Here is a 23,839-nt window from a genome sequence, read left to right as displayed (position 1 = left end):
CGCCCCCTCACTCCAACCCTCTCCCCCGGCAAAGCCAGGGCGAGGGTTGGGGTGAGGGGCTCTAGATCTCCACGCCAGGGAAGGAACCAAGCCCCCTCTCCGCTACAATCGACGAGATGGATGTCTCGTATCTGATCGACAAGCTCAACGACGCACAACGCGAGGCCGTCTGCGCCCCGCCCGGCCACTACCTGGTGCTGGCCGGCGCCGGCTCCGGCAAGACGCGCGTGCTCACCCACCGTATCGGCTGGCTGACCCAGGTCGACGGCGTGCCGCCATGGGCTGTGCTGGCGGTGACCTTCACCAACAAGGCGGCTGGCGAGATGCGCGCTCGCCTCGAGCAGCTGATTCCGGGTGGCACGCAAGGCCTTACCGTCGGCACCTTCCACGGCATCGCCCACCGTCTGCTGCGCCGCCATTGGCGCGAGGCCGGCTTGCCCGAAGGCTTCCAGATCCTCGATTCCGACGACCAGCAACGCATCGTCAAACGTGTCGTGGCGGGACTGGGCCTGGACGAGGCGCGCTTTCCGCCGCGCCAGGCAACCTGGCAGATCAACAACTGGAAAGACGAAGGCAAGCGCCCGGAAAATATCGAACATCGCGACCATCCGGTCACGCGTACCTCCGTGCAGATCTACCAGGCCTACGAAGATGCCTGCCGACGCGCCGGCCTGGTCGATTTCGCCGAATTACTGCTGCGCGCGCACGAGCTCTGGCTGAAGAATCCGGCCGTGCTGGAGCACTACCAGCAGCGCTGGCGTCACCTGCTGATCGACGAATTCCAGGACACCAACACGCTGCAATATGCGTGGATTCGCGTACTTGCCGGCGATACCGGCAAGGTCTTCGTGGTGGGCGACGACGACCAGGCGATCTATGGCTGGCGCGGCGCCAAGGTCGAGAACGTACAGCAGTTCCTGCGCGATTTCCCCGGTGCACGCACGATCCGCCTGGAGCAGAACTACCGCTCCACCGCCACCATTCTCAAAGCCGCCAACAGCGTGATCGCCCGTAACGGCGGCCGCCTGGGCAAGCAGCTATGGACGGATGGCGGCGACGGCGAACGCATCGCCGTCTACGCCGCCTATAACGAGCAGGACGAAGCACGCTTCGTGATCGAGCGCATCCGCGAATACGTCGCCGAACACGGTAACGCCCGCGACTGCGCCATCCTCTATCGCTCGAACGCGCAATCGCGCAACTTCGAAGAGCAGCTGACCCAGCGCAGCATCCCCTATCGCGTATACGGCGGTCTGCGCTTCTTCGAGCGCGCGGAAATCAAGGACGCACTCGCCTATCTTCGCCTGTCGGCCAACCGTCATGACGACGCGGCCTTCGAACGCGCCGTCAACACGCCGCCGCGCGGCATCGGCGACCGCACGCTCGACGTCCTGCGCCGTCGGGCACGCGGTGAAAACACCTCGCTGTGGGAAGCCTTGCTCGGCGAACTTGCCAGCGGCAGCGAACTGGCCGGCCGCGCGAAGAATGCGATCAAGGCGTTCGTGAACTTGATCAACGACATGGCGCACACCTTCGTGCCGCCGGTCGCCGAAGGCGAGGAAAGCCAGGCCCTGAACCTTGCCGAACAGATCGAGCACGCGATCAACCACACCGGGCTGCGCGACTTCTACGAAAAGGATTCACGCGGCAACGCCGAGTCGCGCGTAGAGAACCTGGACGAACTGGTCAACGTCGCCAGCCGTTTCGAACTGACCCAGGACGATATCGACGCCGGCTTGAGCGAGCTTGCCGCGTTCCTGTCGCACGCTGCGCTTGAAGCGGGCGAAGGTCAGGGCGAATCCTGGGACGACTGCGTGCAGCTGATGACGCTGCATTCGGCCAAGGGCCTGGAGTTCCCGGTGGTGTTCCTGGTCGGCATGGAAGAAGGCCTGTTCCCCAGCCAACGCTCGGTCGAAGACGAAGGCCGCCTGGAAGAAGAACGACGCCTTGCCTACGTCGGCATCACGCGCGCGCGCGAACGCCTGTTCATCACGCATGCCGAATCGCGGCGCATGCACGGCGTGGAAATGCTCGCGCGCCCCTCGCGCTTCCTCGGCGAAATACCGGCGGAATTGTTGGACGAGGTGCGTCCGCGCGTGCAGGTCAGCCGGCCGATGTACGCCGGGCGTTTTGCCGAACCCAGCGGCAGCCTGCAGGAAGACCTGCCGGTCAAGCTCGGCCAGCGCGTCAGCCATCCGAGCTTTGGCGAAGGCGTTGTGGTGAGTGCGGAAGGCAGTGGTGCACATACGCGTCTGCAGGTGAACTTCGAGGACGCCGGCAGCAAGTGGTTGGTGGCGGCGTATGCGAATCTGACGCCGCTTTAGGATGCATCGAATAACCTCTGTTTTGACTGTCGCCCCGGCGAACGCCGGGGCCCAGTGTCTTTAGCACGTCGAAGCGTAAGGCACTGGATCCCGGCGTTAGCCGGGATGACGACTAGGAAAGGTTTCTAGAGATTTCCTTCTAGCGCTAAAGTGTTGCGTCTTGTCCAAAGAGCAAGGGAAAGAGGATCCATGCAACGCCGACAGTTCCTCCGCCACGCCGGCACCACGCTCGCCCTCGCATCCACAGGCGCCCTTACTGCCTGTGCGCAGCTTCCCAGCGCACGGAGCGGCAGCCCAAACATGCCGGTAGCCCGACTCGGTTCGGGCATCTCCGAGCTGGCCCCGGTGAAGGCCCGCACTGATCGCATCACCGGCGTCTACGTATGCACCCGCCCCTTTCGTGCCGCGGGGCCACGCATCGAGATGGAGCAGTTGGCCAACAAGGCCGTCGTGCACAACTACGGACACGGCGGCAGCGGCTGGTCGCTGTCGTGGGGATCAAGCACGCTTGCTGTACGCATGGCGCAAACCACGGGTGTGCGCGAACTCGGTGTCATCGGTTGCGGCGCGCTCGGTCTCACCTCGGCATTGCTAGCGCAACGTGCAGGCCTGTCGGTACGCATCTACGCCAAGGATCTGCCGCCGAATGTTTATTCGATGCGCGCATCTGGCCTGTGGACACCCGACTCGCGCATCTGCGACGCCGACCACGCGCCGGCCCTGGCCGCGCGTTGGGAAGCAATGACACGGACCTCTTTCGCCCAGTATCAGAGCATGCTCGGCTTGCCCGGCAACCCGATCGAATGGATCGAGGGCTATCACCTCTCCGACACGCCACCGGACCAGCAAAGCGCCGAGCCGTCCGATGAACCCGAGTACGGCGAGCTCTACGACCACGTCCGCGATCTCACCCCTCACTCAGTTCCCCTGCCCGCCGGCAGCACACCGTTTCCGCAGGCTTATGTGCGCCGCTATACCACGCTGATGTTCAACATCAGCACGTATGCGCGGATGCTCATGTCCGACTTTCTGGCGGCCGGCGGCAAGATCGAAGTGCGCGAGTTCCACCAGCCCAACGATCTGCAACAACTGCCGGAGCACACGCTGATCAACGCCACCGGTTACGGCGCTCGCGCCCTGTTCGGCGATAACTCGATCATCCCGATACGCGGGCAGACCGCCAGGCTGATCCCCCAGCCGGAAGTCAGGTACGGCATCAGCACGAACAAGGTGAGCATGGTTCCGCGCAGCGATGGTCTGCTCGTGCAGGCCTTCGGCGATACCGGCAACTTCAACAATGCCGATACCACGCCCAACCGCGCCCTATCCGAAGCCGCCGTACGCGAGCTGGCCACCATCGTCCAGAGCATGCGGCAGCCCGCCTGACACCCGATGACAAACCACCCGGCGCGGGCGCATCATTTGCGTCAGGCAACGGGGGGCCGGTGCCATAACGGATGATGGCAATTTATGACCACGCGGTGGTTTCCTGACGATCTCGGTCTGCCCGAGGACGCCAGCATGCAAGGCATCAAACTAGCAGCTGTAGAACTGTTGCCGCGACAAGATCTTACGGCCGACCCGCGCATCGTCGCGCAAAAGTGCGTTCGCGCACTGACTGACGATGTGGCACGGGGACGTTGGGCGAGCGAAGCATGCGAGCGACGCTGGCATAGCGCTCAGGCCATCCATCCCGAAGCCGGGCTGCTATTCGAGATCGAATTGCTCGACGGCTTGGTCTATACGCGGCTGCCACATCGCCGGGCATTGTTCCTTGCCGCCTATAAGGTGTGCCGCTGGTCAAACGCAGAGCATATCCAGTCCCTCGGGATAAACGGCCCATGGATCGCACTGGTACTGGCGCAGGAGGCGGCCATGCGTGCTGCCTACGAAACCCTGCCCCCGGCGGTGAAGCTGTTGCGACTGCTGGAGGACAGCGACGATCGCATTCCGGAGCGCACGCTTGTCCAATGGCCACGCATGCGCGATATCTTCCTTGCCTATCCGCAGTATCTGTCGCTGACCATCGACTCGACCCGTTTCAAGGCCTGGAATGCGGCGTATGGCGCACTGCAGGAGCGCCCGACCTCGGCACCTCATATAGCGTCGACACCTTCGATGCCGCCCCTGCCGCAACGCGCGCCGCCCTTGGTGCCATCCATGGATGTTGCGCAACAACGTCCACCTCTAGCGCATCGACCCGCATGGGTAAGCTGGATGATCAAGCGGCGCGACGCACTGATAATGTGCACCGCGGCGTTCTGTGTGATGGTCTATCTGGTGTCGCGCATCGCCGCACCCGCGGAACGTTCGGTTCGGCCCGGTCTTGTCGCTCCTTCGCCCAGCCTGGTACTGACCTTGCCGGAGCACTCGCGAACCGATGCCGAGAATTGCGGCTATATCGACCTGGTCGTGCATCAGCCGACATGGAAGCTGCCAGAGACGGCCGAACAACAACACCGATTCGCCGAACTCATCACCGGCTGCATGAGAGAGAACCATTGGCATGCACGGACCGCACCCGATGCCGTCCTCGAACGCCTGGGTGTGCATACCTGACCGTGCGCGATCGGCTCACGTCACTCATCACATCGGCAAGCCTCACACGTCCGCGCTGTCTAAAGTATCAGGGAGTTTTGATATGCCTACGCCATGGTTCCTCCAGCAATTAGGCCTGGATGACACCGCCGACGCACGGGCGATCAAACGCGCTTACGCGGTGCGCTTGAGACAGATCGACCAAGCCACCGATATCGACGGTTTCAATGCGCTTCACCGGACATACAAGGCCGCCCAGGCATGGGCGGAACGCCGTGCGACACGGGATATCACTGCACAAACGCCGTCGGCCGACACGTCTGCCGGCGATAGCGTGGACATTGAAGACCTGGTGTTCATGGTCACGAATGACGAACACGTGCATGTCGTTGAGACTCTGCACGAACCCGGTAGTCGTGCGCAGGATGCATCGCAGGATCAACTTGCATGGCGTGATCCGGCAGACGCAGCGCGGTTCGCGTTCGAGGCGCTTCGCGCCGACCTCGCCGACCGGCAAAACGCCATCGTGGCTCTGGGCCGTCAGTATCGGCTTCTCGGCGACGAGCATCTGAGCGCGCCTCTGCTATTTGAAATCCTGGTGATCGACCATCTGCTGCGAGGCGGGATCGCACAGCGCCTGGCGCTGTTCCATGCGGCACAGAAACAGTTCGCATGGTCCGATGTCATGCACTTGGCCGACCTGAAGGCGCGCGGCACATGGGTGATGCAGCTCCAAAAGGAAAGCCTTGCCGTCGACGCGCTACGCCGAAGCCTTGCGCCGGCCCTGGAAGCCATCGAGATGCGCGAAGCCGGCCATATCGACACCATTACCGGCAAGGCGCTCAAGTGCTGGCCGGATCTACGCAGGGCCATCAAGGCCTATCCACGCTATTTTTCGTTGTGCATGACTCAAGCCGACACCGACGAATGGGAGCGCACGTATACGCAGGCGGCACGCGTCGAACTTCCGCTGAGCCCGCCTGGGCAGGGCCAGTCGGCATCCTCGGCTTTGCCGGGGCAGAGCTGGGGAACGTTCACCAACTTGCAAACGCCCTCCCCGGCCACCCATCGCGTCCAGCGCGGCAAACGTACAAGTGGCAGCTCAAAACCGGTCTCCTGGGCGGTGGCCGGCTTTGGCATATACATGCTGTTGCAGCTTGTACGCGCCATCGTGTCACCGGGCCTGCCAGCACACTACCAGCAGCAATGGGTGCCGAGAGTGGAGCAACCCACACCGGCTCAGCTGGCCCTTGTCTCGGCACTTTCCTCAGCCCGTCTGAGTGGCAGAAATGGTGAATCCATTACCAACTGCAACAGCCTCTACACGGAAACGCACAACGGGCCTTGGCGCACTCCCCAAAATCCGAACACCTTTGCGCGCTGGGCGGCGGGTGTCAAAGCCTGCCAGGTCGCTGGCCAGTGGCTCATCACACCGCAGGCGGACCCGGTATTCAACGGGTTAGGACTTCGCCCGTGACGAAGCCCTATTCCCGCAGACGCGGAACCCCATGCTCGCTGCGCTCTTCGATCGCCACGGGACGCGTATCGAGCGGGCCACGCTGTTCGTGCGCAGCCAGCTGCACCGCGTCGCCGCGCGCCAAGGCCAGGGCATTGCGATAGCAACGCTGCGCCTGCAAGTTGTCGCCATCGCCGGCATAGACATCGCCGAGTGCTTCCCAGATCGCGGAGCTGGGCTCCAGCGCCAATGCACGTTCGAGATACTTGCGCGCCTTGCCCCAGAGCTTCGCGCGTACGCACATGCGACCGAGCGTCAATAACAGCTGCGCATCGTTGGGATGGGCATCGAGCCAACCTTCGACGCGGCGCAGGCGAGCCTCGCCGTCATCACCGGTGAGACCGCCGTAGGTCGCGACCAGTTGCGACGACCACTCGCGACGCAACGCCGACTCGACTTCGTCCATCGCCGGCAACATCATGCCGAAGTGCGCGGCACGACGCGCATACGCATCGACGACGGCCGAGATACGTCGCTGAGGCTTGGGTAGCTGCGACCACAAGGTGTTGAGAGCGGCGGCATCCGATGCAGCAAGAATGGCGCCGGTGAGGACCAACACTTCCAGCGAAGCGTAGGCGCGCTGACCGATCGCACTGCTCTTCTGCAACGGTTCCAATGCCTGCCGTGCACGACGCATATCGCCCGCCGCAACCGCAGCCAACGCCAGTTCGCGCCAGCCACCAGGTGTCAGGCTACCGCTGTCGGCTTCCGGAGCGAGCAACGCAAGCGCTTCGGCGGAACGCCCCTCACGACGCAGAAAACGTGCGCGCAAGACGCGCGCCGCCTGCGGCGCGCTTTGCGCCGCTTCGCCGAGTGTTTCCAGCGCACGAGCGTGCTCGCCACGCCGCGAGGCCGCTTCGGCCGATGCCAACAATGCAGGGCCACGCAGGCTGTCCAGGCGCGAGGCGCGCTGCAGATCGCGTTCGGCATCGCCGTTGCGGCCTTCCATCAAGGCAACCAGACCGGCGCTCATGCGCTCGCGGCTGGTGCGACGATGACGGCGCGAGATCGCACCGAACGGCCAACGCACAAGACGCCAGATCACACCGATGACTGCTGCGATGACGACCACGGCGACGACCGCGGCAACCAGGGTCAGCTCGGCGGTATAGCCGCGCATCTTGATAAGGACGTAGCCGGGATCTTCGGCCACCCAATGCCAGCCGAATGCCGCCAGCGCGGCAACGATCACCAGCAGCAGTATCCAGCGCCACAATTTCATGGCTTGGCTCCGCTCGCTGCATGCGCCGGCGTAGCGTTGTCATTGGCCGGCTTGAGCGCGTGTACCGAACGCAGATTGCGCAGCTCGGTCAAGGCGGCACCCAATTGCACGGTGGACGTCGGTGGCATTTGCGAGGACAGCGCGGCCAGTTGTGCCTGCGCCTGCTGCACGCTCGGCGTACCGGTATCGAACTGCGCACCCAGCGTGGCGGTGACACGTTGCAGCGCCGCCTGATAAGCGTCGCGATCGTAGGCCATCAACGACAATTGCGCCTGGGCGAGATCGAGCGAGGCCAGTTCGCGTGCAAAGCGTGCATCGGCGACGGCCAGCGGCGCGCCGTTGTCGCGGCGGATGCTGATCACGCTCGACAACGCACGGCGCACCCGCGCCCAGGTGCCGGTGTCGGCATCGGTCGGCGCATCGAGCGCCTTCAGCGGGAGACTGGCGACATCGGCACGCAATTGCGTCAAGGTATCGAGCGCCGCCGTACGACTTGCCGGCTGGCTTTTCACCAGGGCTTCGTGTTCGGCCGCAACGCTCTGGCGCAGCCCGGAGAACGCACCGTCGTTGACGGCAGCCAGCGATTGATCGGCCGCGGCGTAGGCCGTGGCGGCGCCCTGCGCGTCATGGAACAAGTCGTAGCGTTCCTTGCCCAGGCGCAGCAGCGACTCGGTTTCATCCAGCAGCATCGCGTCGTGACCCGACAGCGTCTTTTCCGACAGCTTCGCCACCGCGTCTTCGAGATTGCGTACGCGTTCGGCCTGGCCGAGCAATTCCTCGCGCAAGCCGCGATTGACCTGGTCGGCGTCGCTCAGGCGCTGGCGCAATGCAGTGCGGTCGCTGTCCAGGGCAGTGAGCGACTGCTGCATGCCGCCGACGCGTTGCTGCACGTTGGCCAGTGTCTGGTTGTCCTGCCCGGCCATGCGCTCCTGTTGCCACTGCCGCCAGCCGATGTAGCCGGCGCCGCCAACGGCGACGATGGAAAGCAACAAGGCAAAAGCCACGCTGCCGCCACGCTGTGGCCCGGGCTTTTTACGGCCGGCAGAAAGTGGGGTTTGGGGGCGCTCACCCGAGGAGGCGGCGCCGGTCGATGCGGTGTCGTCTTGGCTCATGCGACACATGCTAGCAGCCCATGCGTCGCGTCACCCATCAAAAAACGCCTGAACGTCTATTCACACTTCCTGCACATCGGCCGCGGCGGCGAGCAGGTCGGCGGCGTTGGCCGATGTCGCGATGCGAATACGAGCGAAGCCGGCCGTCCTGGCTGCCGACGACAGGCGTTCGCTGCTGACGACGGCGGTGATCGAGGTGAGCTGTTGCCATGCCGCCGTTGGCGCGAGTTCGCGCAGGTTGTCCATGGCCTCGGCGCTGGACAACAGCACGCAGGCGTCCCGCTCCAGCGCGTGCAGGCCATCCCAGTGGCTGGCACGCAAGCGCGGCGGCGCACGGCGATAAACCTGTACTTCGCGCAGACTGCCACGTGTCGCCAACTGTTCGCGCAATACGCCGCGTCCGCCCGGCGCGCCGATCAATGCGATACGGCAGGGACCCAGCTTGGCCCAGATCGGCAGATCGAGCAGTCCTTCGCTGTCCTGGCGTTTCGATGGTGCGGCCACGACGCGAACGCCCTGGCGATGCAGGGCGCGCGCCGTGCCCTGACCCACCGCCAGAACCGTGGCGCCGGTCCGCAGCACCTGCAGGCGTGCGGCAAAACGCACCGCCGCCGGGCTGCTGAAAACCAGCACATCGTCGCGCAACGCGTCGGCCAGCGCGGCCCGTGTCGCGGCATCGTCCATGCCCCGTAGCGACAGGCCCGGCAGCAGCAGCGCTCGCCCACCCAGAGCCCGCACTTGCCGGGCCATCGACGAGCCGGTACCGGCGGGACGCGTAATGACCACGGTACGGCCAAGCAATGCTGCGGCCGGTGCAACCGGGCGGGTGTGATGGGCTGACATGGGTTCGCAGTGTAGCGACCTATACACTAGGCGACTCCCTCCCGTTTAAAACGATGTCGCCCGATGAGCACCACCGAACTGATTCCGATGGCCCAGGACCTGATCGACTTCACCCGCAGTCATATCCCGCAGGCTGACGTCATGGACCTGCGCCTGGGTTCCTACGATGGTGACCGCATCGCGATCGACGCTCCGCTCAAACCCAATATCAACGACAAGGGCTGTGCGTTCGGCGGCAGCCTGGCCAGCGCGATGACGCTCGCCGGCTGGAGCCTGGTGGAGCTGGCGCTACGCCGCCGTGGACTGGATTGCGACGTATTCGTCGCCGAATCCACTGTGCGCTATCTGTCGCCGGTGTGGTCGGATTTCCGCAGCGAGGCGTGGCTGGCCTCCGAATCGGACTGGGAGACCTTCTTCGGCACCCTGCAGGCGCGCGGCCGCGCGCGGATCGAGATCGTTGCCGAGGTCCCGGGCGAGGCGGGTCGCCCCGCCGCCGCGATGACCGGACGTTTTGTGGCCAAACGTCGCTGAAGCCGGCCGGCGGTTGATGGCAGAATGGTGGCCTTGTCTTCATGCAGCCTGGGGAATGCCGTATGCGCCGTGTCCTGACCGTTCTCGTCCCGCTCTGTGCGCTGATGCTCACGGGCTGCGCTACCGACAAGCGCTCGGACGTGCTGACCACGACGCTCAACGCCTATCAGCACGCGGTGCGCTGGGACGGTTTCGCCGACGCATCGAAGTTCATCGATCCGAAGGTGCTCGAAGCGCATCCGCTGACGCCCATCGAGATCTCCCGCTTCGACCAGTACCGGGTGACCGACTACGACGAAGGCGCGGGTGCCACCCCGGCCGGGGAAAACGAAGTGCGTCAGGTGGTAACGATCAACCTGATCAACATACACAGCCAGGCCGAGCGCACGGTGATCGACCGCCAGACCTGGCATTACGACGGCAAGGGCCATTGGTGGCTGACCAGCGGGCTGCCGGATCTGTCCCCGAAGGACTGAACGCCCGGCTGACCTCCCGGGACGGTATAATCTCCGTTTTGCCCACTCCAGCGCGGCCTTGTGGCGCGCACGCGGAAACCTGAGATCGATGAGCGACATTCTTCAAAAACTGCCCGAATTCATCCACAACCATATCGCCCTGGTGGCGGGATTCGTGGCGGTGCTGATCGCGCTGATCGTGATGGAAATCGCCAGCCTGTTCCGCAAGTACAAGGAGCTGTCGCCAGCCGGTCTCACCCTGCTGATCAACCGCGAAAGCCCGTTGATGATCGACCTGTCCGCCTATGCGGATTTCGAGAAAGCCCACGTGCCCGGCGCCAAGCACGTGGCGATGAGCCAGTTCGACCCCGAGAGCAAGGACCTGGCCAACGCCAAGGAACTGCCGGTCGTGGTGATGGACAAGGACGGCCGCGGCGCGGCGCTCAAGGCGGCGCAGCGGCTGGTCAAGGCCGGCTTCACCAAGGTCTCGGTGCTCGGTGGCGGCGTCGCCGCATGGCAGCAGGCCCAGTTGCCGGTCGCCAAGGGCAAGAAGTAAGAGCGCCTCAGTCGTCGGCGATACCGGCGCGACCGCCCAGAATCTGCGCCAGTATGTCGGGGGCGTATTCGAACGAATCGAAATAAAGGCGCGATGCCGGCAATCCGGCATCGGCAAACAGTTTGCGTCCGGCATCGATCATCGCCGGCGGGCCGCCCATATAGACGTCGAAGCCGGCAAGGTCGGGGTGGTCTTCCAGCACCGCTTCGTGGACCAGCCCCTCGCGCAAACCGTGTGCGCGCTCCGGATCGGAGACCACCGCATGGAAACGCAGGTCTGCTGCCTGTGCCTCCCAGCTTTTGGCCAGTTCGCACTGATAGAGATCCGCGGCGCTGCGCGCACCCCAGTACACGTCGATCGAGCGGCGACTGCCCAGCTCGATAAAATGCTCGACCACGGCTTTCACCGGTGCAAAACCGGTACCGCCCGCCATGAAGATGATCGGCCGCTCCGAGTCCTCGCGCGGCACAAAAGTGCCCAGCGGCCCCTCGATGCGCAACACATCGCCGACTTTCAGGCCGTCGGCCACCCATGAGGTAAAGCCGCCGCCCGCCACATGACGCACGTGCAGTTCGATCGTCCCATCCGCGCGCGGATTGCCGGCAATCGAAAACGGGCGATGCTTGCCATCGGGCAACACGATGTCCAGATATTGCCCCGGCAACCAGTTAAGCGCCGTCTCGCCGGGCGCCGGCTGCAGGTGCAGCCCCACCACGTCGGACGCAAGCTGGCGTTTTTCGGTCACGACGACATCGAGCTGGCGCTTGGCCACGTCCTTCACCGAGGTGACTTCACGCGCCTCGATCGACAAGTCGCTCAAGGGCGCGGCCTGGCAGAGCAGAATCGCCTGATTCGCCCGGTTCTCACCGCTCAAGGCCTGTGGCGGGTTGCGCGGATAGTCGACCCGGCCTGACACCAGGACTGCCCGACAGCTACCGCACACGCCGGCACGACAGGAGTACGGCAAGGCAATACCGGCGCGCTGCGCGGCCTCCAGCACGGTTTCGCCAGGGGCGACCGGAAACTGGCGGCCTGAATTTTTCAAGGTAACGGTAAACACAGGCGCATTGTCGTGGCGACGGCAGTCGGTCGACAATGCGGTCTTATTGACCGGGATTCAACTCATGGCGATCTGGAAGCAGGACACGGACCTGGCGCGTATCAACGGCTGGGCGGCCAACACCATGCTCGAAACCCTGGGCATCCAGGTCACCGAGATCGGCGAGGACTGGCTTCGCGGCACCATGCCGGTCGACCATCGCACGCACCAACCCTATGGCCTGCTGCACGGCGGCGCCTCGGTGGCGCTGGCCGAAACCCTCGGCAGCACCGCCGCCATGCTCACGCTCGACCCGAGCAAGGAGCTCACGGTCGGGCTGGACATCAATGCCAATCACATCCGCGGCGTGCGTAGCGGCACCGTCACCGGCACGGCCAAGGCACTGCATCTGGGCCGCAGCACGCAGGTCTGGGAGATTCGCATCGAAAACGAAACCGGACAGCTAGTGTGCATGTCGCGCATCACCATGGCGGTGATCCCGGCAGCGAAGGCCGCCAGTTGAGCCTGGACGCACCGTATACCGACCTCGATCCCGAACGCGTGCTGCGTGCCGTCGAGGCGTGCGATCTGTGGACCGACGGGCGACTGCTCGCGCTCAACAGTTACGAGAACCGCGTATGGCAGGTGGGTATCGAAGATGCCGCTCCGGTCATCGCCAAGTTCTACCGGCCCGGCCGCTGGAGCGATGCGGCCATTCTCGAGGAACATGCGTTCGCGCGCGAACTGGCCGATGCGGAAATTCCGGTGGTCGCGCCATTGGCCTTTGATGGCCAGACCCTGCTCGATCGCGAGGGGTATCGCTACGCCCTGACCCCACGCCATGGTGGCCGCGCACCCTCGCTGGAATCCGAAGAACAGCTCGAATGGCTGGGTCGTCTGATCGCACGCATCCATACGGTCGGTGCGCGCCAGCCGTTTGCGCAGCGTGGCCAACTCGACCGAGCCAATCTGATCGACACCCCGATGCGCGCGGTGCTGGCATCCACGTTATTGCCATCGAACCTGATGGCCGCCTATCGCACGGCCGCCGAGCGCGTCGACCAGGCCGTTGCCGCACGTTTCGAAGCCGTCGGCCCGGTACGCCGCATCCGCCTGCACGGCGACTGCCATCCCGGCAACGTGCTGTGGACCGATGCCGGCCCGCATTTCGTCGACCTGGACGATGCGCGCACAGGGCCGGCAGTGCAGGACCTGTGGATGCTCGCCAACGATCAACGCGCTATGGACGTCCTGCTGGAGGGCTATCAGCAGATGCGCGAGTTCGACTATGCCGAGCTCGCGCTGATTCCCGCGCTGCGCGCCATGCGCCAGCTGCATCACGCCGGCTGGATCGCCGCGCGCTGGCACGATCCCGCCTTCCCGGCAGCCTTCCCTTTTGCCGCCGAACCACGCTGGTGGGAGCAGCACATCGCCGACCTGCACGAGCTGGCCGAAGATCTTTAGCCGCACTTTCGCAAGAAAGCGCGAACAGGCATGCTTGGTCGTCTCGCGAAAAGGAACCTGCACGATGAAGCGATCACGGACCGCTGCCCTGCTGCTGATGAGCGCAACGCCCTTGCTGCTCACCGCCTGTGGTGACGACGAAAGCACGCGCGAAGGCGTCTACACCTCAGTGGAAAGCTGCACCGCGCAAACGCACGATGCCGCCACCTGCCAGCAGGCCTTCGACAAGGCCAAGAAGGACGCTGCGGAAAACAGCCCGCAATTCGCCTCCCGCGATACCTGCGAGGTCGATTACGGCACCGGTAAATGCGAGCAACGCACCGATAGCAGCGGCCACTCGTTCTTCGGCCCGTTGATGACCGGATTTTTCATCTCGCAGATGTTGCGCGGCGGCTCGCCAATGGCCGGCTTCAGCAGCGCGCCGGCGTTCCGCACATCCGGCGGTCAATGGCAACGACCGGACGATCGCAATAATTCGGTCTATCGCAGCGGTGGCGGTGGCAGTGGCGGCGGTGTCTATGCAGGCGGCAGCCGCAGCATGACGACCATTACCAGCGCACCTGACACCGCGGTCACCAGCAGCCGCGGTGGTTTCGGTTCGCGCGGCGGCGCGCGCGGCGGATCGGGCGAATAATGCGACGCGTCCCGATTGTCGAGCGCCCGAACTGGCGCGAGCTTGCTGCCGAAAGCGGTTTCGATTTCCACACCATAGCCGGGCAACCGTACTGGGACGAATCGGCCTATTACGCCTTCACGCTGCGTGAGATCGAAGACGATATCGAAGCGCCGACCACCGAGCTGCACGATATGGCGCTCGATCTGGTCGATGACATCGTGCGCAACGAACACACGATGCGGCAACTCGATATCCCTGACACGCATTGGGACTGGATCGCCGAAAGCTGGCGCAAGCGCGACCCACATCTGTATGGCCGCATGGACCTGGCCTACGACGGCAACGGCCCGGCCAAGCTCTACGAATTCAACTACGACACGCCTACCTCGCTGTTCGAAGCAGCGTTTTTCCAGTGGCAATGGCTGGAACAGCAACTGATGCGCGGCGCGCTGCCGGCCGGCGCCGATCAGTTCAACTCGATCTACGAATCACTGGTCGAGGCCTTCGGCACGATCGCCACGCGCATCGCGCGGCCGTTCTATGCCTCGGCCGTGCGCGGCTCCAACGAAGACCAGGGCACGGTTGCCTATCTGCGCGATTGCGCGATCCAGGCGGGCATCGATTGCGGCGAGATCGCCATCGAAGACATCGGCATCTCACGCGACGGACGCTTTACCGACCTCGGCGACCGGGTGATCGGCTGCCTGTTCAAGCTGTATCCGCTCGAAGACATGATGCGCGAGGAGTTCGGTAGTTATCTGCCCCGCTCGGGCATGCAACTGATCGAACCACCGTGGAAGGCGGTGCTCAGCAACAAGGGCATCCTGCCGTTGCTGTGGCAAAAGCATCCCGGCCATCCCAACCTGCTGCCGGCAGTATTCGACGATGCCACCGCGCTTGCGCCGGGCTGGGTACGCAAGCCGTTGTACTCGCGCGAAGGGGCCAATATCGCCATGCGACTGCCCGATGGCAGCGCGCTCGATTCCAGCGGCCCGTATACCGACGGCCCCTGCATCCGCCAGGCCTATCATCCCCTGCCCAGCTTCGATGGACGCCACATGCTGATCGGCAGCTGGGTGGTCGGCGACCGCGCCTGTGGCATGGGACTGCGCGAAGACCACTCGCCGATCACCCGGGACAGCGCGCATTTTGTGCCACACGCCATCATCGACGATAGCTCCGCTGCTGCACCGAAGGCCACATTAATCGCGTAGTAGCGGTGAACGGGAGCGCGCGGAACAAGCCGGCACGGTTAGGCTAAGCTTGCCGCTTTTGGACGAGGCGAAGCTCGTGCGCTCCATTCTGTTCCGTGTGATCGGCATCTTCGAAATCGCCGGCGGCCTCTACGGGGTCGCCCAGATGCTGCACCGCCTGTTGCCGCTGGGTAATACCAACGACACCATCCTCGCCCTGATCGGCCTGCTGCTGTATGCCTTCATCCTGATCGCCGGCGTGCTGCTGCTCGAAGGCGATGGGCGTGGGGTTTCGTTTTCCAGCTGGGCACAGGTCCTGCAGATCCCGCTGATCGCCACACCGGTATTCAGCTACGCGTTGCACGCGACGGCCTTTATCAATGTCTTTGCCACCGTGCAATCGTCGCCGCGCCTGAGCATCGACTGGCACTTCGGCAGCCAGGGCTTCGTGCTTGCCGTGGCCGGCCCAGCCGTCTCGCGCATCGGCCTGAATCTGCTCGCGCTGCTCTCCTGGCTGGTGTTGCGCCTGCGCTAAACATCCAAAGCACGCCAAAACACCAAGGGGCGGTATCATTCACCGATGAATACCGCCACCAGCACGCTCCCCACCATCTCGCTCAAAACCGACCGCATGCCGGGTCATCCCTGGATATGGTCCGCCCAGGTGCACAAGCCGGCCGACCGGTTGCCACCGGGGAGCCTGGTGGATGTCGTGGACGCCAAGGGGCGGTTTGTCGGACGCGGCTTCTGGAATGGCCACGCGCGGATCGCGCTACGGCTGTTGACCACCGACGCGAACGAAGTGATCGACGCTGGCTGGATCGAGAAGCGGATCGAGCAGGCCGTGACGCTGCGCCGGCAGGTGCTGCAACTCGATCGCGACAGCGATGCCTGGCGCGTCGTGCACAGCGAGGGCGATGGCCTGTCCGGCCTGATCGTCGACCGCTACGACGATATCCTGGTGATCGAGTATTTTGCCGCCGGCATGTGGCGTTTCCGCGAGACGATCCATCAGGCGCTGCTGCGGCACTTTCCGAATGCACGGCTTTACTGGTTCGCCGAGACGCACGTGCAGAAGCAGGAGTCGTTCGATTGTCGCGCGATGGACGCGCCGGATGCGGTGCAGGTGCATGAACACGGTCTGCGCTTTCACGCCGCGCCGGGCTCGGGCCACAAGACCGGCTTCTTTGCCGATCAGCGCGACAATCGCAAGCGCTTTGCGGAGTTGGCGAAGGGACGCCGTGTGCTCGACCTTTGCTGCAACGCCGGCGGCTTCGCGGTGCACGCGATGGCTGCGGGTGCGAAAGAGGCGATCGGCGTAGACATGGACAACGGCATCCTCGATGTCGCACGCGCCAACGCGCAGGCCAACAACGTCGAGGTACGTTTCGAGCAGGCGGATATTTTCGACTGGCTGCGCCAGGCCGTCTCGCGCGGCGAAACCTACGATGCGGTGATCCTCGACCCGGCCAAGCTGACCCGCGATCGCACCAAGATCATCGACGCGCTGAAGAAATACTTCGCGATGAACCGCCTTGCGCTCGATGTCATTCCGCCCGGCGGACTGTTGCTCACCTGCTCGTGCACCGGCTTGGTCAGCGAGGCGGATTTCCTTGAAACGCTGCGCCGCGTGGCGCTCAACGCCGGGCGTGAAATCCAGGTATTGCATGTTGCCGGCGCCGGTACCGACCACCCTGTACGCACCGATGTGCCCGAGGGGCGCTATCTGAAGGCCGTATTCTGCCGCGTGCTCTAAAGCAGCATCAGGGTTCCTACACATCGGCTTGATCGTCACCGGTCACACTGGCCGGGCATGCCTCAGGCCAAGCTCAGCACGACCGACCAGGAAGCGCGCCAGCAGGCGCGCGACGCCGGGCTGGTCTATGTCTCCGACGAGCAGCCCGGCATCCGGCGGCGGCGCGCAGGCAACGGTTTCAGCTATGTGGATACCAAGGGCCGCCGCATCGCCAATAAGGCAGAGCTGACCCGTATTCGTGCGCTGGCCGTCCCACCGGCTTATATCGACGTATGGATCTGCGCAAACCCACGCGGCCATCTGCAAGCTACCGGGCGCGATGCCCGCAAACGCAAGCAGTATCGCTATCACCCGCACTGGCGCACGGTGCGCGATGGCGGCAAATTCGATCGCGTGATCGCTTTTGGCGCCAGCCTGCCGCGCTTGCGGCGACACGTCAGTCGCGATCTGGCACGCCCAGGCCTGCCCAGGGAAAAAGTGCTGGCGCTGGTTGTACGACTGCTCGACGACACCATGATTCGCGTCGGCAATGAAGGCTACGCACGCGACAATCACAGCTACGGCCTGACCACCTTGCGCTCGCGTCACGTTCGCCGCGAACGCGGCCGCCTGCGGCTGCATTTTCGCGGCAAGGGCGGCCTGGAGCGCGATATCGAGCTGGACGATCGTCGCCTGCTGCGAGTGATACGACGTGTGCAACAACTGCCCGGCCAGCGGCTATTCCAGTACCTGGACGACCAAGGCCAGCCCCAGCCGATCGACTCGGGCATGGTGAACGACTACCTGCGCGAGGCCTGTGGCGACGACTTTACCGCCAAGGATTTTCGCACCTGGGGCGGCACCGTGCAGGCGGTGCGTCAGCTGGCACAGGTGCCGCTACCGGAAAAAGGCGGCGAGCGCGCACGGCGCAGCCTGCTCCTGACTGCCATCCAGGAAGTAGCCGCTGTCCTGGGCAATACGCCAGCAGTTTGTCGCGCCTCGTATATCCACCCGGCTGTGCTGGCGGGCTGGGGCAACGGCAGTCTGCACCGGGCAGTGGCAGCCGCCGATGTGAACTACCCACGCCGGCTTGAACAGCTGACGCTACGCTTCCTGCGCCGACAGCAACGGCTAAAATAGCGCCGCCAGCCGCCCAATCGCACAAGCTGAGACGGCGTCGCTTAGACTGGCCCCCATGCTCTCTGGATGTTCCTGATGCCGCTTACCGATCTTCTTCTGGCCGTCCTGGTCGTCGTCGCCGTGATCGTCCTGGTTTTGCAGGTCGTATTGCTGTTGCGTGGCCGCGGCGATGCCGGGCTCGCAGCTCGCCTGGATGCGCTCAAGGACGACAACCGGCACCTGCGCGATGTGCTGGCGCAGGAGCAGCGCGCAGGGCGCGGCGAGCTGGCCCAGACCATGGGTCAGTTCCGTGGACTGGTGCAGGAACAACTCAGCGCAATGGGCGAGCAGCAGCACGAGCGCATCAACGCTTTTGGTCAACGCATGGACGTACTGACCGAGCGCACCGATCTTGGCTTGCAGACTCTCGCGCAGCGCCTGACCGAAGACGCACGTCGCGGCCGTGAAGAGTCCTCGCTCGCCCTGAACCGTTTCGGCGAGTTGCTGCAGCAGCGATTGAGCGCATTGACGGGCGATAACGAGAAACGTCTCGGCGAAATTCGTCAGACCCTCGAAACCAAGCTCAAGGCAATGCAGGACGACAATGCCGTCAAGCTGGAACAGATGCGCGCAACGGTCGACGAGAAACTGCAGAGCACACTGGAAGCCCGTCTGGGCCAATCCTTCAAATTGGTGTCCGAACGACTTGAAGCGGTGCAGCGCGGCCTTGGCGAAATGCAGAGTCTCGCCAGCGGCGTAGGCGACCTCAAGCGCGTGCTTACCAATGTAAAAACCCGCGGCATGCTGGGCGAAGTCCAACTGGGCGCCTTGCTGGAACAGATGCTCGCGCCCGAACAATACGAGTCGAACGTGGCCACCGTGCCCGGCAGCGGCGAGCGCGTGGAATTTGCCGTGCGCATGCCCGGCCCGAACAACGAAGAGCCGTTGTATCTGCCGATCGACGCCAAGTTTCCGATCGAGGATTACCAGCGCCTGCTCGACGCGCAGGAAGCCGTCGACGCAGTGGCGGCAGAGCAGGCCGGACGTGCGCTGGAGCTACGCATCCGCGAGGAAGCCAAGCGGATCCGCAGCAAATACGTCGCGCCTCCGCACACGACCGACTTCGCCGTACTGTTTCTGCCGACCGAAGGGCTCTATGCGGAAGTCATTCGCCGCCCCGGCCTGTTCGAGACCCTGCAGCGCGATCATCACGTCACGATTGCCGGTCCGACCACCCTGACCGCCCTGCTCAACAGCCTGCAGATGGGTTTTCGTACCCTGGCCATCGCCAAGCGCAGCAGCGAAGTCTGGACCTTGCTCGGCGCGGTCAAGAGCGAATTCGGCAAGTTCGCCACCGTGCTCGAACGCACCGGCAAACAGCTCGATACCGTGCGCAACAGCATCAGCAGCGCGGGGCAGCGTACGCGTGCGATCGAGCGCAAGTTGCGCGGCGTCGAAACGCTTTCCGATGGCGCGACCCAGCAACTGCTGGGCGAAAGCCTGCTCGATAGCGGCGATGAGGAAGAGGGACAGGAATAGGACGAATGTAAGAGCGTAAAGCCGGCCACTGCGTGGCCTGTAAAAGGGGAAAGGGGAAAGGGTAAAGAGGAAAGAGCAAAAGCAGTGTGGCGCGAGTGGGAATGCTTTTTCCTCTTTACTCTTTACAGCGCTGCAAGCGCGACTTTACAGGCCACGCAGTGGCCGGCTTTACGCCCTTACCCAATTAACCCCACGACGATAACGCCCACGTTCCATCCCCCGCATCCAAGCCGGATGCCTGGTGGAGTCGTCTTATGAAACCGATGTGGTTGGCGCTGGCCGTCCTGGCCGGCCTGGGATGGGCTGTCGATGCGCATGCCGTAGGGCGTCTGATCGACGTGAACGTGATCGATCGCGATACCGGCATGCAACTGCCGGTCATTCGTTTTCATGGCCAGTATTACGTGGTGGGCGAACCCGGCCATCGCTATCGTGTCGATCTGCAGAATCAACGGAACACGCGCTTGCTGGGTGTCGTCTCGGTCGATGGCGTCAATGCGATCTCCGGCGATACCGCGCAGTGGTCACAGCCAGGTTATGCGCTGGATGCGTATCGCCACTTTTCCGTGCTGGGCTGGCGCAAGAGCGAGCAGCAGGTCGCCGACTTTCTGTTCACCGACCTCGGACACAGCTACGCCGCGCTGACCGGGCGGCCAGACAATGTCGGCGTGATCGGCGTAGCGGTGTTTCGCGAGCGGATAGCGGTCGAGCAGGAGGACGCGTATAGAGCCGAGCCCCAGCCGCAGGCGATCGTGCGCGAACGCCTGCAGCCGGCGCCCAAGGTGGCGCAAGCCATGCCCGAGGCGGCACCCATGAGCCAGGCGATGCCCGCACCGTCGATCGTCGAGTCCCAAGTCGCCCAGGCCCAGGACGCTCCGATGCGGCAACGCGCCAGCGCAGATGCCGGCGGCCCGCTGGGTACGGGCCATGGCGAGCGCGAAGACTCGGTGGTACGTACGGTGGACTTCCAACGCGCCTCCGATAGCCCGGACGAAGTGGTCACGATCTACTACGACACGCGAGCACGTCTGGTGGCACGAGGCATCCTGCCGCCAGCGCCGGTGCATACACCACAGGCATTCCCGGGCCACTACGCGCCCGATCCTTGAAAACCGTGGAGTCGCCTCCAGCGTGTCCCGATGGCGCAGCGGCGCTACACTTGGCTGAATTTGCACGTATCGGACCCCACGCATGAGCGACTCCCCCGGACCCAACGACGTCACCCGCGAACAAGCCGAAGAGGCCGTTCGTATCCTGCTGCGCTGGTCCGGCGAAGACCCTGCCCGCGAAGGCCTGCTCGACACGCCCAAGCGTGTCGTCAAGGCCTATCGCGACTGGTTCAGCGGTTATCAGGTGGATCCGGGCGAGTACCTGCGCCGCACCTTCGAAGAAGTGGCCGGTTACGACGAAATGGTGGTGTTGCGCGACATCGAGTTCGAGAGCCATTGCGAGCATCACATGGCGCCGATCATCGGCCGTGCGCACGTCGGTTACCTGCCGACCAACCGCGTGGTCGGCATCAGCAAGCTGGCGCGCGTAGTCGATGCTTTTGCACGCCGTTTCCAGGTGCAGGAGAAACTCACCGCACAGATCGCCCAGTGCATCCAGGAAAACCTGCATCCTGCCGGCGTGGCGGTGGTGGTCGACGCCAGTCACGAATGCATGACTACCCGTGGCGTCCACAAACGCGGTGTGTCGATGGTGACCAGCCAGATGCTCGGCGCATTCCGCGACGACGCACGTACGCGCGCGGAGTTTCTGCAGTTCATCGGCATCCACGGCGGCCGCTGATGCGCCGCCTTGTCGCCATCGCCGCGGCTTGCCTGCCGCTGTTTGCGATGGCGCAGGATTTCCCGCGCACGCCCGCGGACTATCTGCGCATGATGGACAGCAATGGCGACGGCAAGATCAGCGAAGCCGAATACGTCGACTATATGAGCGCGGGCTTTCGCCGCATGGACAGCAATGGCGACGGCGTACTGGAGGTTGACGAACTACCCGGTGGCCACGGCAAGCCCGTGACCTTGCAAAGTTACCAGGACAATCTGCGTCGCCAGTTCCACAAGCTCGATCGCAATCACGATGGCTACTTGAACGCCAAGGAGCTGGCGGCCCCGCCACAGGGCTGACTTGCCTGTTGCCAATGAGGCCGGCCGGGTCTGTGTCGTCATCCCGACGCGTGGTTTGCGCTATCGTGCGCATCCATTGCCCACTTTCGCCGGCTTCATGGAACACCCCACACCACATCTCGCTGGATCACGCCGCCACGCCGCCGTCGCATTTATTTTCGTCACGGTCGTGCTGGACATGCTGGCGTTCGGCATCATCATTCCGGTGCTGCCGCACCTGATCGAGCAACTGGCCGGCGGCGGGATTGCCGACGCGGCCTGGTGGGTCGGCGTCTTCGGTGCGGTGTTCGCCCTGGTACAGTTCGGCTCCTCGCCGATCCAGGGTGCGCTCAGCGACCGCTTCGGGCGTCGCCCGGTCATCCTGATCTCCAACCTGGGCCTGGCGCTCGATTTTCTCGTGCTGGCGCTCGCGCCCACCCTGTGGCTGCTGTTTGCCGCACGCATCCTGCTCGGCATGACGGCGGCCAGTTTTACGACCGCCAACGCCTATATCGCCGACATCACCCCGCCGGAAAATCGCGCGAAGGCTTACGGCATGCTCGGCGGCGCCTTCGGCCTGGGCTTTATCCTGGGCCCCGTCCTGGGCGGCTGGCTTGGCGAAGTATCGCTGCGCCTGCCGTTCTGGGTCGCCGGCGGGCTGGCCATGTGCAATTTCCTCTATGGCTTTTTCGTACTGCCCGAATCGCTGCCCAAGGAGCGCCGCACCGCACGCTTCGAGGTGCATAGCGCGCACCCGATCGGCGCGATGAAATTTCTCGCCCGCCATCCGCTGCTGCTGCGCATGGCAATCGTGATGTTCCTGGTGTATCTGGCGCACTACGTCCTGCAGACCACCTTCGTGCTGTATGCGCAGTATCGCTACGACTGGGGCCCGAAGGCCGTCGGCTATGTGCTGATGCTGGTCGGCCTCTGCGACGGCACCGTGCAGACCATGCTGACCGGCCGGCTGACCGCGCGCTTCGGCGAACGGCGCGTGCTGGTGGCGGGCATGCTTTGCGGCATCGTCGCCTTTGCCTTCATGGGTTTTGCGACCCACGGCTGGGTGTTCCTGATCGGCATTCCACTGCTTGCGCTATGGAGCCTTTCCGGGCCGCCGGTACAGGCGATCATGACGCGCCAGGTCGATCCCACCGAGCAAGGTCGCCTGCAAGGCGCCGTTACCAGCCTGGGCAGCTTCGCCGGCATCTTCGGCCCCTATCTGTTCGCCCAGGTCTTCGCGTTCTCGATCGGCCCGAGCACGCCGCTGCACCTGCCTGGGCTGGCTTTTGTATTCGCCGCAGTGCTGCTGGTGATCGGTACCTTCATCGCACTGCGTGCCACACGCCATCACGACCACGTTGCCCCACTGCCCTTACCTATTCCACCCCTGCCTCCTTCGGAGCCACACCCATGACCTTATCGATGTACCAAGCGTCCGTCCCCGTCTTCCTGCGCGCGCTCACCAACCTCAGCCATGTGTTGAAAAAGGGTGAGGCGCACACGAGTGCGCGCAGCGTGAGCGAAGACGTCATCCTGCAGACGCGCCTGATCCCCGACATGCTGCCGCTGGCCCGCCAGGTTCAGATCGCCACCGACATGGCCAAGAATGGCGTCGCCCGCCTTGCCGGTGCCGAGCTGCTGAAATTCGAAGACAACGAAACCACCTTCGAACAGCTGCATGCCCGCATCGAGCGCGCCATCGATTACATCAAGACCTTCAAGCCCGAACAGATCGACGGCAGCGAAACCCGCCAGGTCACGATCAAGACGCGCAATGGCGACCAGACTTTCGAGGGCGACGCCTACCTGCTGCACTTCGTATTGCCGAATCTGTTTTTCCACTGTACGACCGCGTATGCGATCTTGCGTGTGGCGGGTGCGGATATTGGCAAGAGTGATTTCATCGGCAAGGCGTAAGCCTTACCGACA

General features: G+C 64.1%; 24 protein-coding genes. 20 read left to right on the top strand and 4 right to left on the bottom strand.

Features of this window, described 5'->3' with window-relative positions:
• Positions 1-116 precede the first annotated feature (116 nt).
• The 4 genes from uvrD to ACZ6WW_RS14195 all read left to right on the top strand — a co-directional run bounded on the left by uvrD (position 117) and on the right by ACZ6WW_RS14195 (position 6,339).
• Positions 117-2,324 carry a DNA helicase II gene (gene uvrD, locus ACZ6WW_RS14210; RefSeq protein ID WP_465274771.1) on the top strand — a complete coding sequence of 736 codons (2,208 nt, stop codon included), beginning with the start codon at positions 117-119 and terminating at the stop codon, positions 2,322-2,324.
• Positions 2,325-2,513: 189 nt separating this feature from the next.
• The gene (locus ACZ6WW_RS14205) at positions 2,514-3,710 is read left to right on the top strand and encodes an FAD-dependent oxidoreductase (protein WP_465274770.1); all 1,197 of its coding nucleotides are present in this window, start codon (positions 2,514-2,516) and stop codon (positions 3,708-3,710) included.
• Positions 3,711-3,794: 84 nt separating this feature from the next.
• Positions 3,795-4,883: a hypothetical protein gene (locus ACZ6WW_RS14200; RefSeq protein ID WP_465274769.1), complete on the top strand. Its 1,089-nt coding sequence runs from the start codon at positions 3,795-3,797 to the stop codon at positions 4,881-4,883.
• A gap of 82 nt (positions 4,884-4,965) precedes the next feature.
• Complete coding sequence (locus ACZ6WW_RS14195) at positions 4,966-6,339, top strand: hypothetical protein (RefSeq protein ID WP_465274768.1); 1,374 nt, start codon at positions 4,966-4,968, stop codon at positions 6,337-6,339.
• A 7-nt stretch (positions 6,340-6,346) separates the two neighbouring features.
• Here ACZ6WW_RS14195 and ACZ6WW_RS14190 read toward each other — a convergent pair whose 3' ends face one another.
• From ACZ6WW_RS14190 to ACZ6WW_RS14180, 3 genes are read right to left on the bottom strand one after another with little or no spacing between them, the layout of a single operon-like run.
• A complete protein-coding gene (locus tag ACZ6WW_RS14190; RefSeq protein ID WP_465274767.1) occupies positions 6,347-7,600 on the bottom strand; it encodes a heme biosynthesis HemY N-terminal domain-containing protein in 1,254 nt (417 codons plus the stop codon).
• Positions 7,597-8,712 carry a uroporphyrinogen-III C-methyltransferase gene (locus ACZ6WW_RS14185; RefSeq protein WP_465274766.1) on the bottom strand — a complete coding sequence of 372 codons (1,116 nt, stop codon included), beginning with the start codon at positions 8,710-8,712 and terminating at the stop codon, positions 7,597-7,599. Before ACZ6WW_RS14185 ends, ACZ6WW_RS14190 begins: the two co-directional genes overlap by 4 nt.
• Positions 8,713-8,772: 60 nt before the next feature.
• Positions 8,773-9,555, bottom strand: coding sequence for a uroporphyrinogen-III synthase (locus ACZ6WW_RS14180; RefSeq protein ID WP_465274765.1), 783 nt, complete (start codon positions 9,553-9,555; stop codon positions 8,773-8,775).
• Between the two features lie 63 nt (positions 9,556-9,618).
• On the opposite strand from ACZ6WW_RS14180, the gene ACZ6WW_RS14175 reads away from it, so the two are divergent.
• The 3 genes from ACZ6WW_RS14175 to ACZ6WW_RS14165 all read left to right on the top strand — a co-directional run bounded on the left by ACZ6WW_RS14175 (position 9,619) and on the right by ACZ6WW_RS14165 (position 11,097).
• Positions 9,619-10,086 (top strand): YiiD C-terminal domain-containing protein, encoded by a 468-nt coding sequence (locus ACZ6WW_RS14175; RefSeq protein WP_281851689.1) that lies wholly within the window; start codon positions 9,619-9,621, stop codon positions 10,084-10,086.
• A gap of 62 nt (positions 10,087-10,148) precedes the next feature.
• A complete protein-coding gene (locus ACZ6WW_RS14170) occupies positions 10,149-10,562 on the top strand; it encodes a hypothetical protein (protein WP_281851688.1) in 414 nt (137 codons plus the stop codon).
• A gap of 88 nt (positions 10,563-10,650) precedes the next feature.
• Entirely contained in the window at positions 10,651-11,097 is a 447-nt protein-coding gene (locus ACZ6WW_RS14165; protein ID WP_465274764.1) for a rhodanese-like domain-containing protein, read from the top strand.
• A gap of 7 nt (positions 11,098-11,104) precedes the next feature.
• Here the strand turns inward: ACZ6WW_RS14165 and ACZ6WW_RS14160 are convergent, their stop codons facing one another.
• Entirely contained in the window at positions 11,105-12,193 is a 1,089-nt protein-coding gene (locus tag ACZ6WW_RS14160; RefSeq protein WP_465274763.1) for a 2Fe-2S iron-sulfur cluster-binding protein, read from the bottom strand.
• A gap of 28 nt (positions 12,194-12,221) precedes the next feature.
• Between ACZ6WW_RS14160 and ACZ6WW_RS14155 the strand changes: the two genes are divergently transcribed.
• The 13 genes from ACZ6WW_RS14155 to ACZ6WW_RS14095 all read left to right on the top strand — a co-directional run bounded on the left by ACZ6WW_RS14155 (position 12,222) and on the right by ACZ6WW_RS14095 (position 23,827).
• Positions 12,222-12,659 (top strand): hotdog fold thioesterase, encoded by a 438-nt coding sequence (locus ACZ6WW_RS14155; protein ID WP_281851684.1) that lies wholly within the window; start codon positions 12,222-12,224, stop codon positions 12,657-12,659.
• On the top strand, positions 12,656-13,600 hold the full coding sequence (locus ACZ6WW_RS14150) for a serine/threonine protein kinase (protein ID WP_465274852.1): 945 nt from the start codon (positions 12,656-12,658) through the stop codon (positions 13,598-13,600). The genes ACZ6WW_RS14155 and ACZ6WW_RS14150 overlap by 4 nt, the downstream gene beginning before the upstream one ends.
• 64 nt (positions 13,601-13,664) lie before the next feature.
• Positions 13,665-14,234, top strand: a complete 570-nt coding sequence (locus tag ACZ6WW_RS14145) for a DUF1190 domain-containing protein (protein WP_465274762.1) — start codon at positions 13,665-13,667, stop codon at positions 14,232-14,234.
• Positions 14,234-15,430, top strand: coding sequence for a glutathionylspermidine synthase family protein (locus ACZ6WW_RS14140; RefSeq protein ID WP_465274761.1), 1,197 nt, complete (start codon positions 14,234-14,236; stop codon positions 15,428-15,430). Before ACZ6WW_RS14145 ends, ACZ6WW_RS14140 begins: the two co-directional genes overlap by 1 nt.
• Positions 15,431-15,506: 76 nt before the next feature.
• Positions 15,507-15,944, top strand: coding sequence for a hypothetical protein (locus tag ACZ6WW_RS14135; RefSeq protein ID WP_465274760.1), 438 nt, complete (start codon positions 15,507-15,509; stop codon positions 15,942-15,944).
• A 45-nt stretch (positions 15,945-15,989) separates the two neighbouring features.
• On the top strand, positions 15,990-17,165 hold the full coding sequence (locus ACZ6WW_RS14130) for a class I SAM-dependent rRNA methyltransferase (RefSeq protein ID WP_465274759.1): 1,176 nt from the start codon (positions 15,990-15,992) through the stop codon (positions 17,163-17,165).
• 57 nt (positions 17,166-17,222) lie between these two features.
• Positions 17,223-18,284: a DNA topoisomerase IB gene (locus ACZ6WW_RS14125; protein WP_465274758.1), complete on the top strand. Its 1,062-nt coding sequence runs from the start codon at positions 17,223-17,225 to the stop codon at positions 18,282-18,284.
• A 75-nt stretch (positions 18,285-18,359) separates the two neighbouring features.
• Complete coding sequence (locus ACZ6WW_RS14120; RefSeq protein WP_465274757.1) at positions 18,360-19,802, top strand: DNA recombination protein RmuC; 1,443 nt, start codon at positions 18,360-18,362, stop codon at positions 19,800-19,802.
• A 254-nt stretch (positions 19,803-20,056) separates the two neighbouring features.
• The gene (locus ACZ6WW_RS14115; protein WP_465274756.1) at positions 20,057-20,911 is read left to right on the top strand and encodes a hypothetical protein; all 855 of its coding nucleotides are present in this window, start codon (positions 20,057-20,059) and stop codon (positions 20,909-20,911) included.
• 82 nt (positions 20,912-20,993) lie between these two features.
• Positions 20,994-21,593 (top strand): GTP cyclohydrolase I FolE, encoded by a 600-nt coding sequence (gene folE, locus ACZ6WW_RS14110; RefSeq protein WP_281851673.1) that lies wholly within the window; start codon positions 20,994-20,996, stop codon positions 21,591-21,593.
• Positions 21,593-21,931, top strand: a complete 339-nt coding sequence (locus ACZ6WW_RS14105) for an EF-hand domain-containing protein (RefSeq protein WP_281851672.1) — start codon at positions 21,593-21,595, stop codon at positions 21,929-21,931. Before folE ends, ACZ6WW_RS14105 begins: the two co-directional genes overlap by 1 nt.
• Before the next feature lie 97 nt (positions 21,932-22,028).
• The gene (locus tag ACZ6WW_RS14100) at positions 22,029-23,324 is read left to right on the top strand and encodes a TCR/Tet family MFS transporter (RefSeq protein ID WP_281852825.1); all 1,296 of its coding nucleotides are present in this window, start codon (positions 22,029-22,031) and stop codon (positions 23,322-23,324) included.
• Positions 23,321-23,827, top strand: a complete 507-nt coding sequence (locus tag ACZ6WW_RS14095) for a DUF1993 domain-containing protein (RefSeq protein ID WP_465274755.1) — start codon at positions 23,321-23,323, stop codon at positions 23,825-23,827. Before ACZ6WW_RS14100 ends, ACZ6WW_RS14095 begins: the two co-directional genes overlap by 4 nt.
• Positions 23,828-23,839: the final 12 nt, after the last annotated feature.

This window comes from Dyella sp. NPDC103356 (assembly GCF_055584465.1).
The sequence above is the reverse complement of the archived record's forward strand: the minus strand, read 5'-3'. Positions and strand labels throughout refer to the sequence as shown.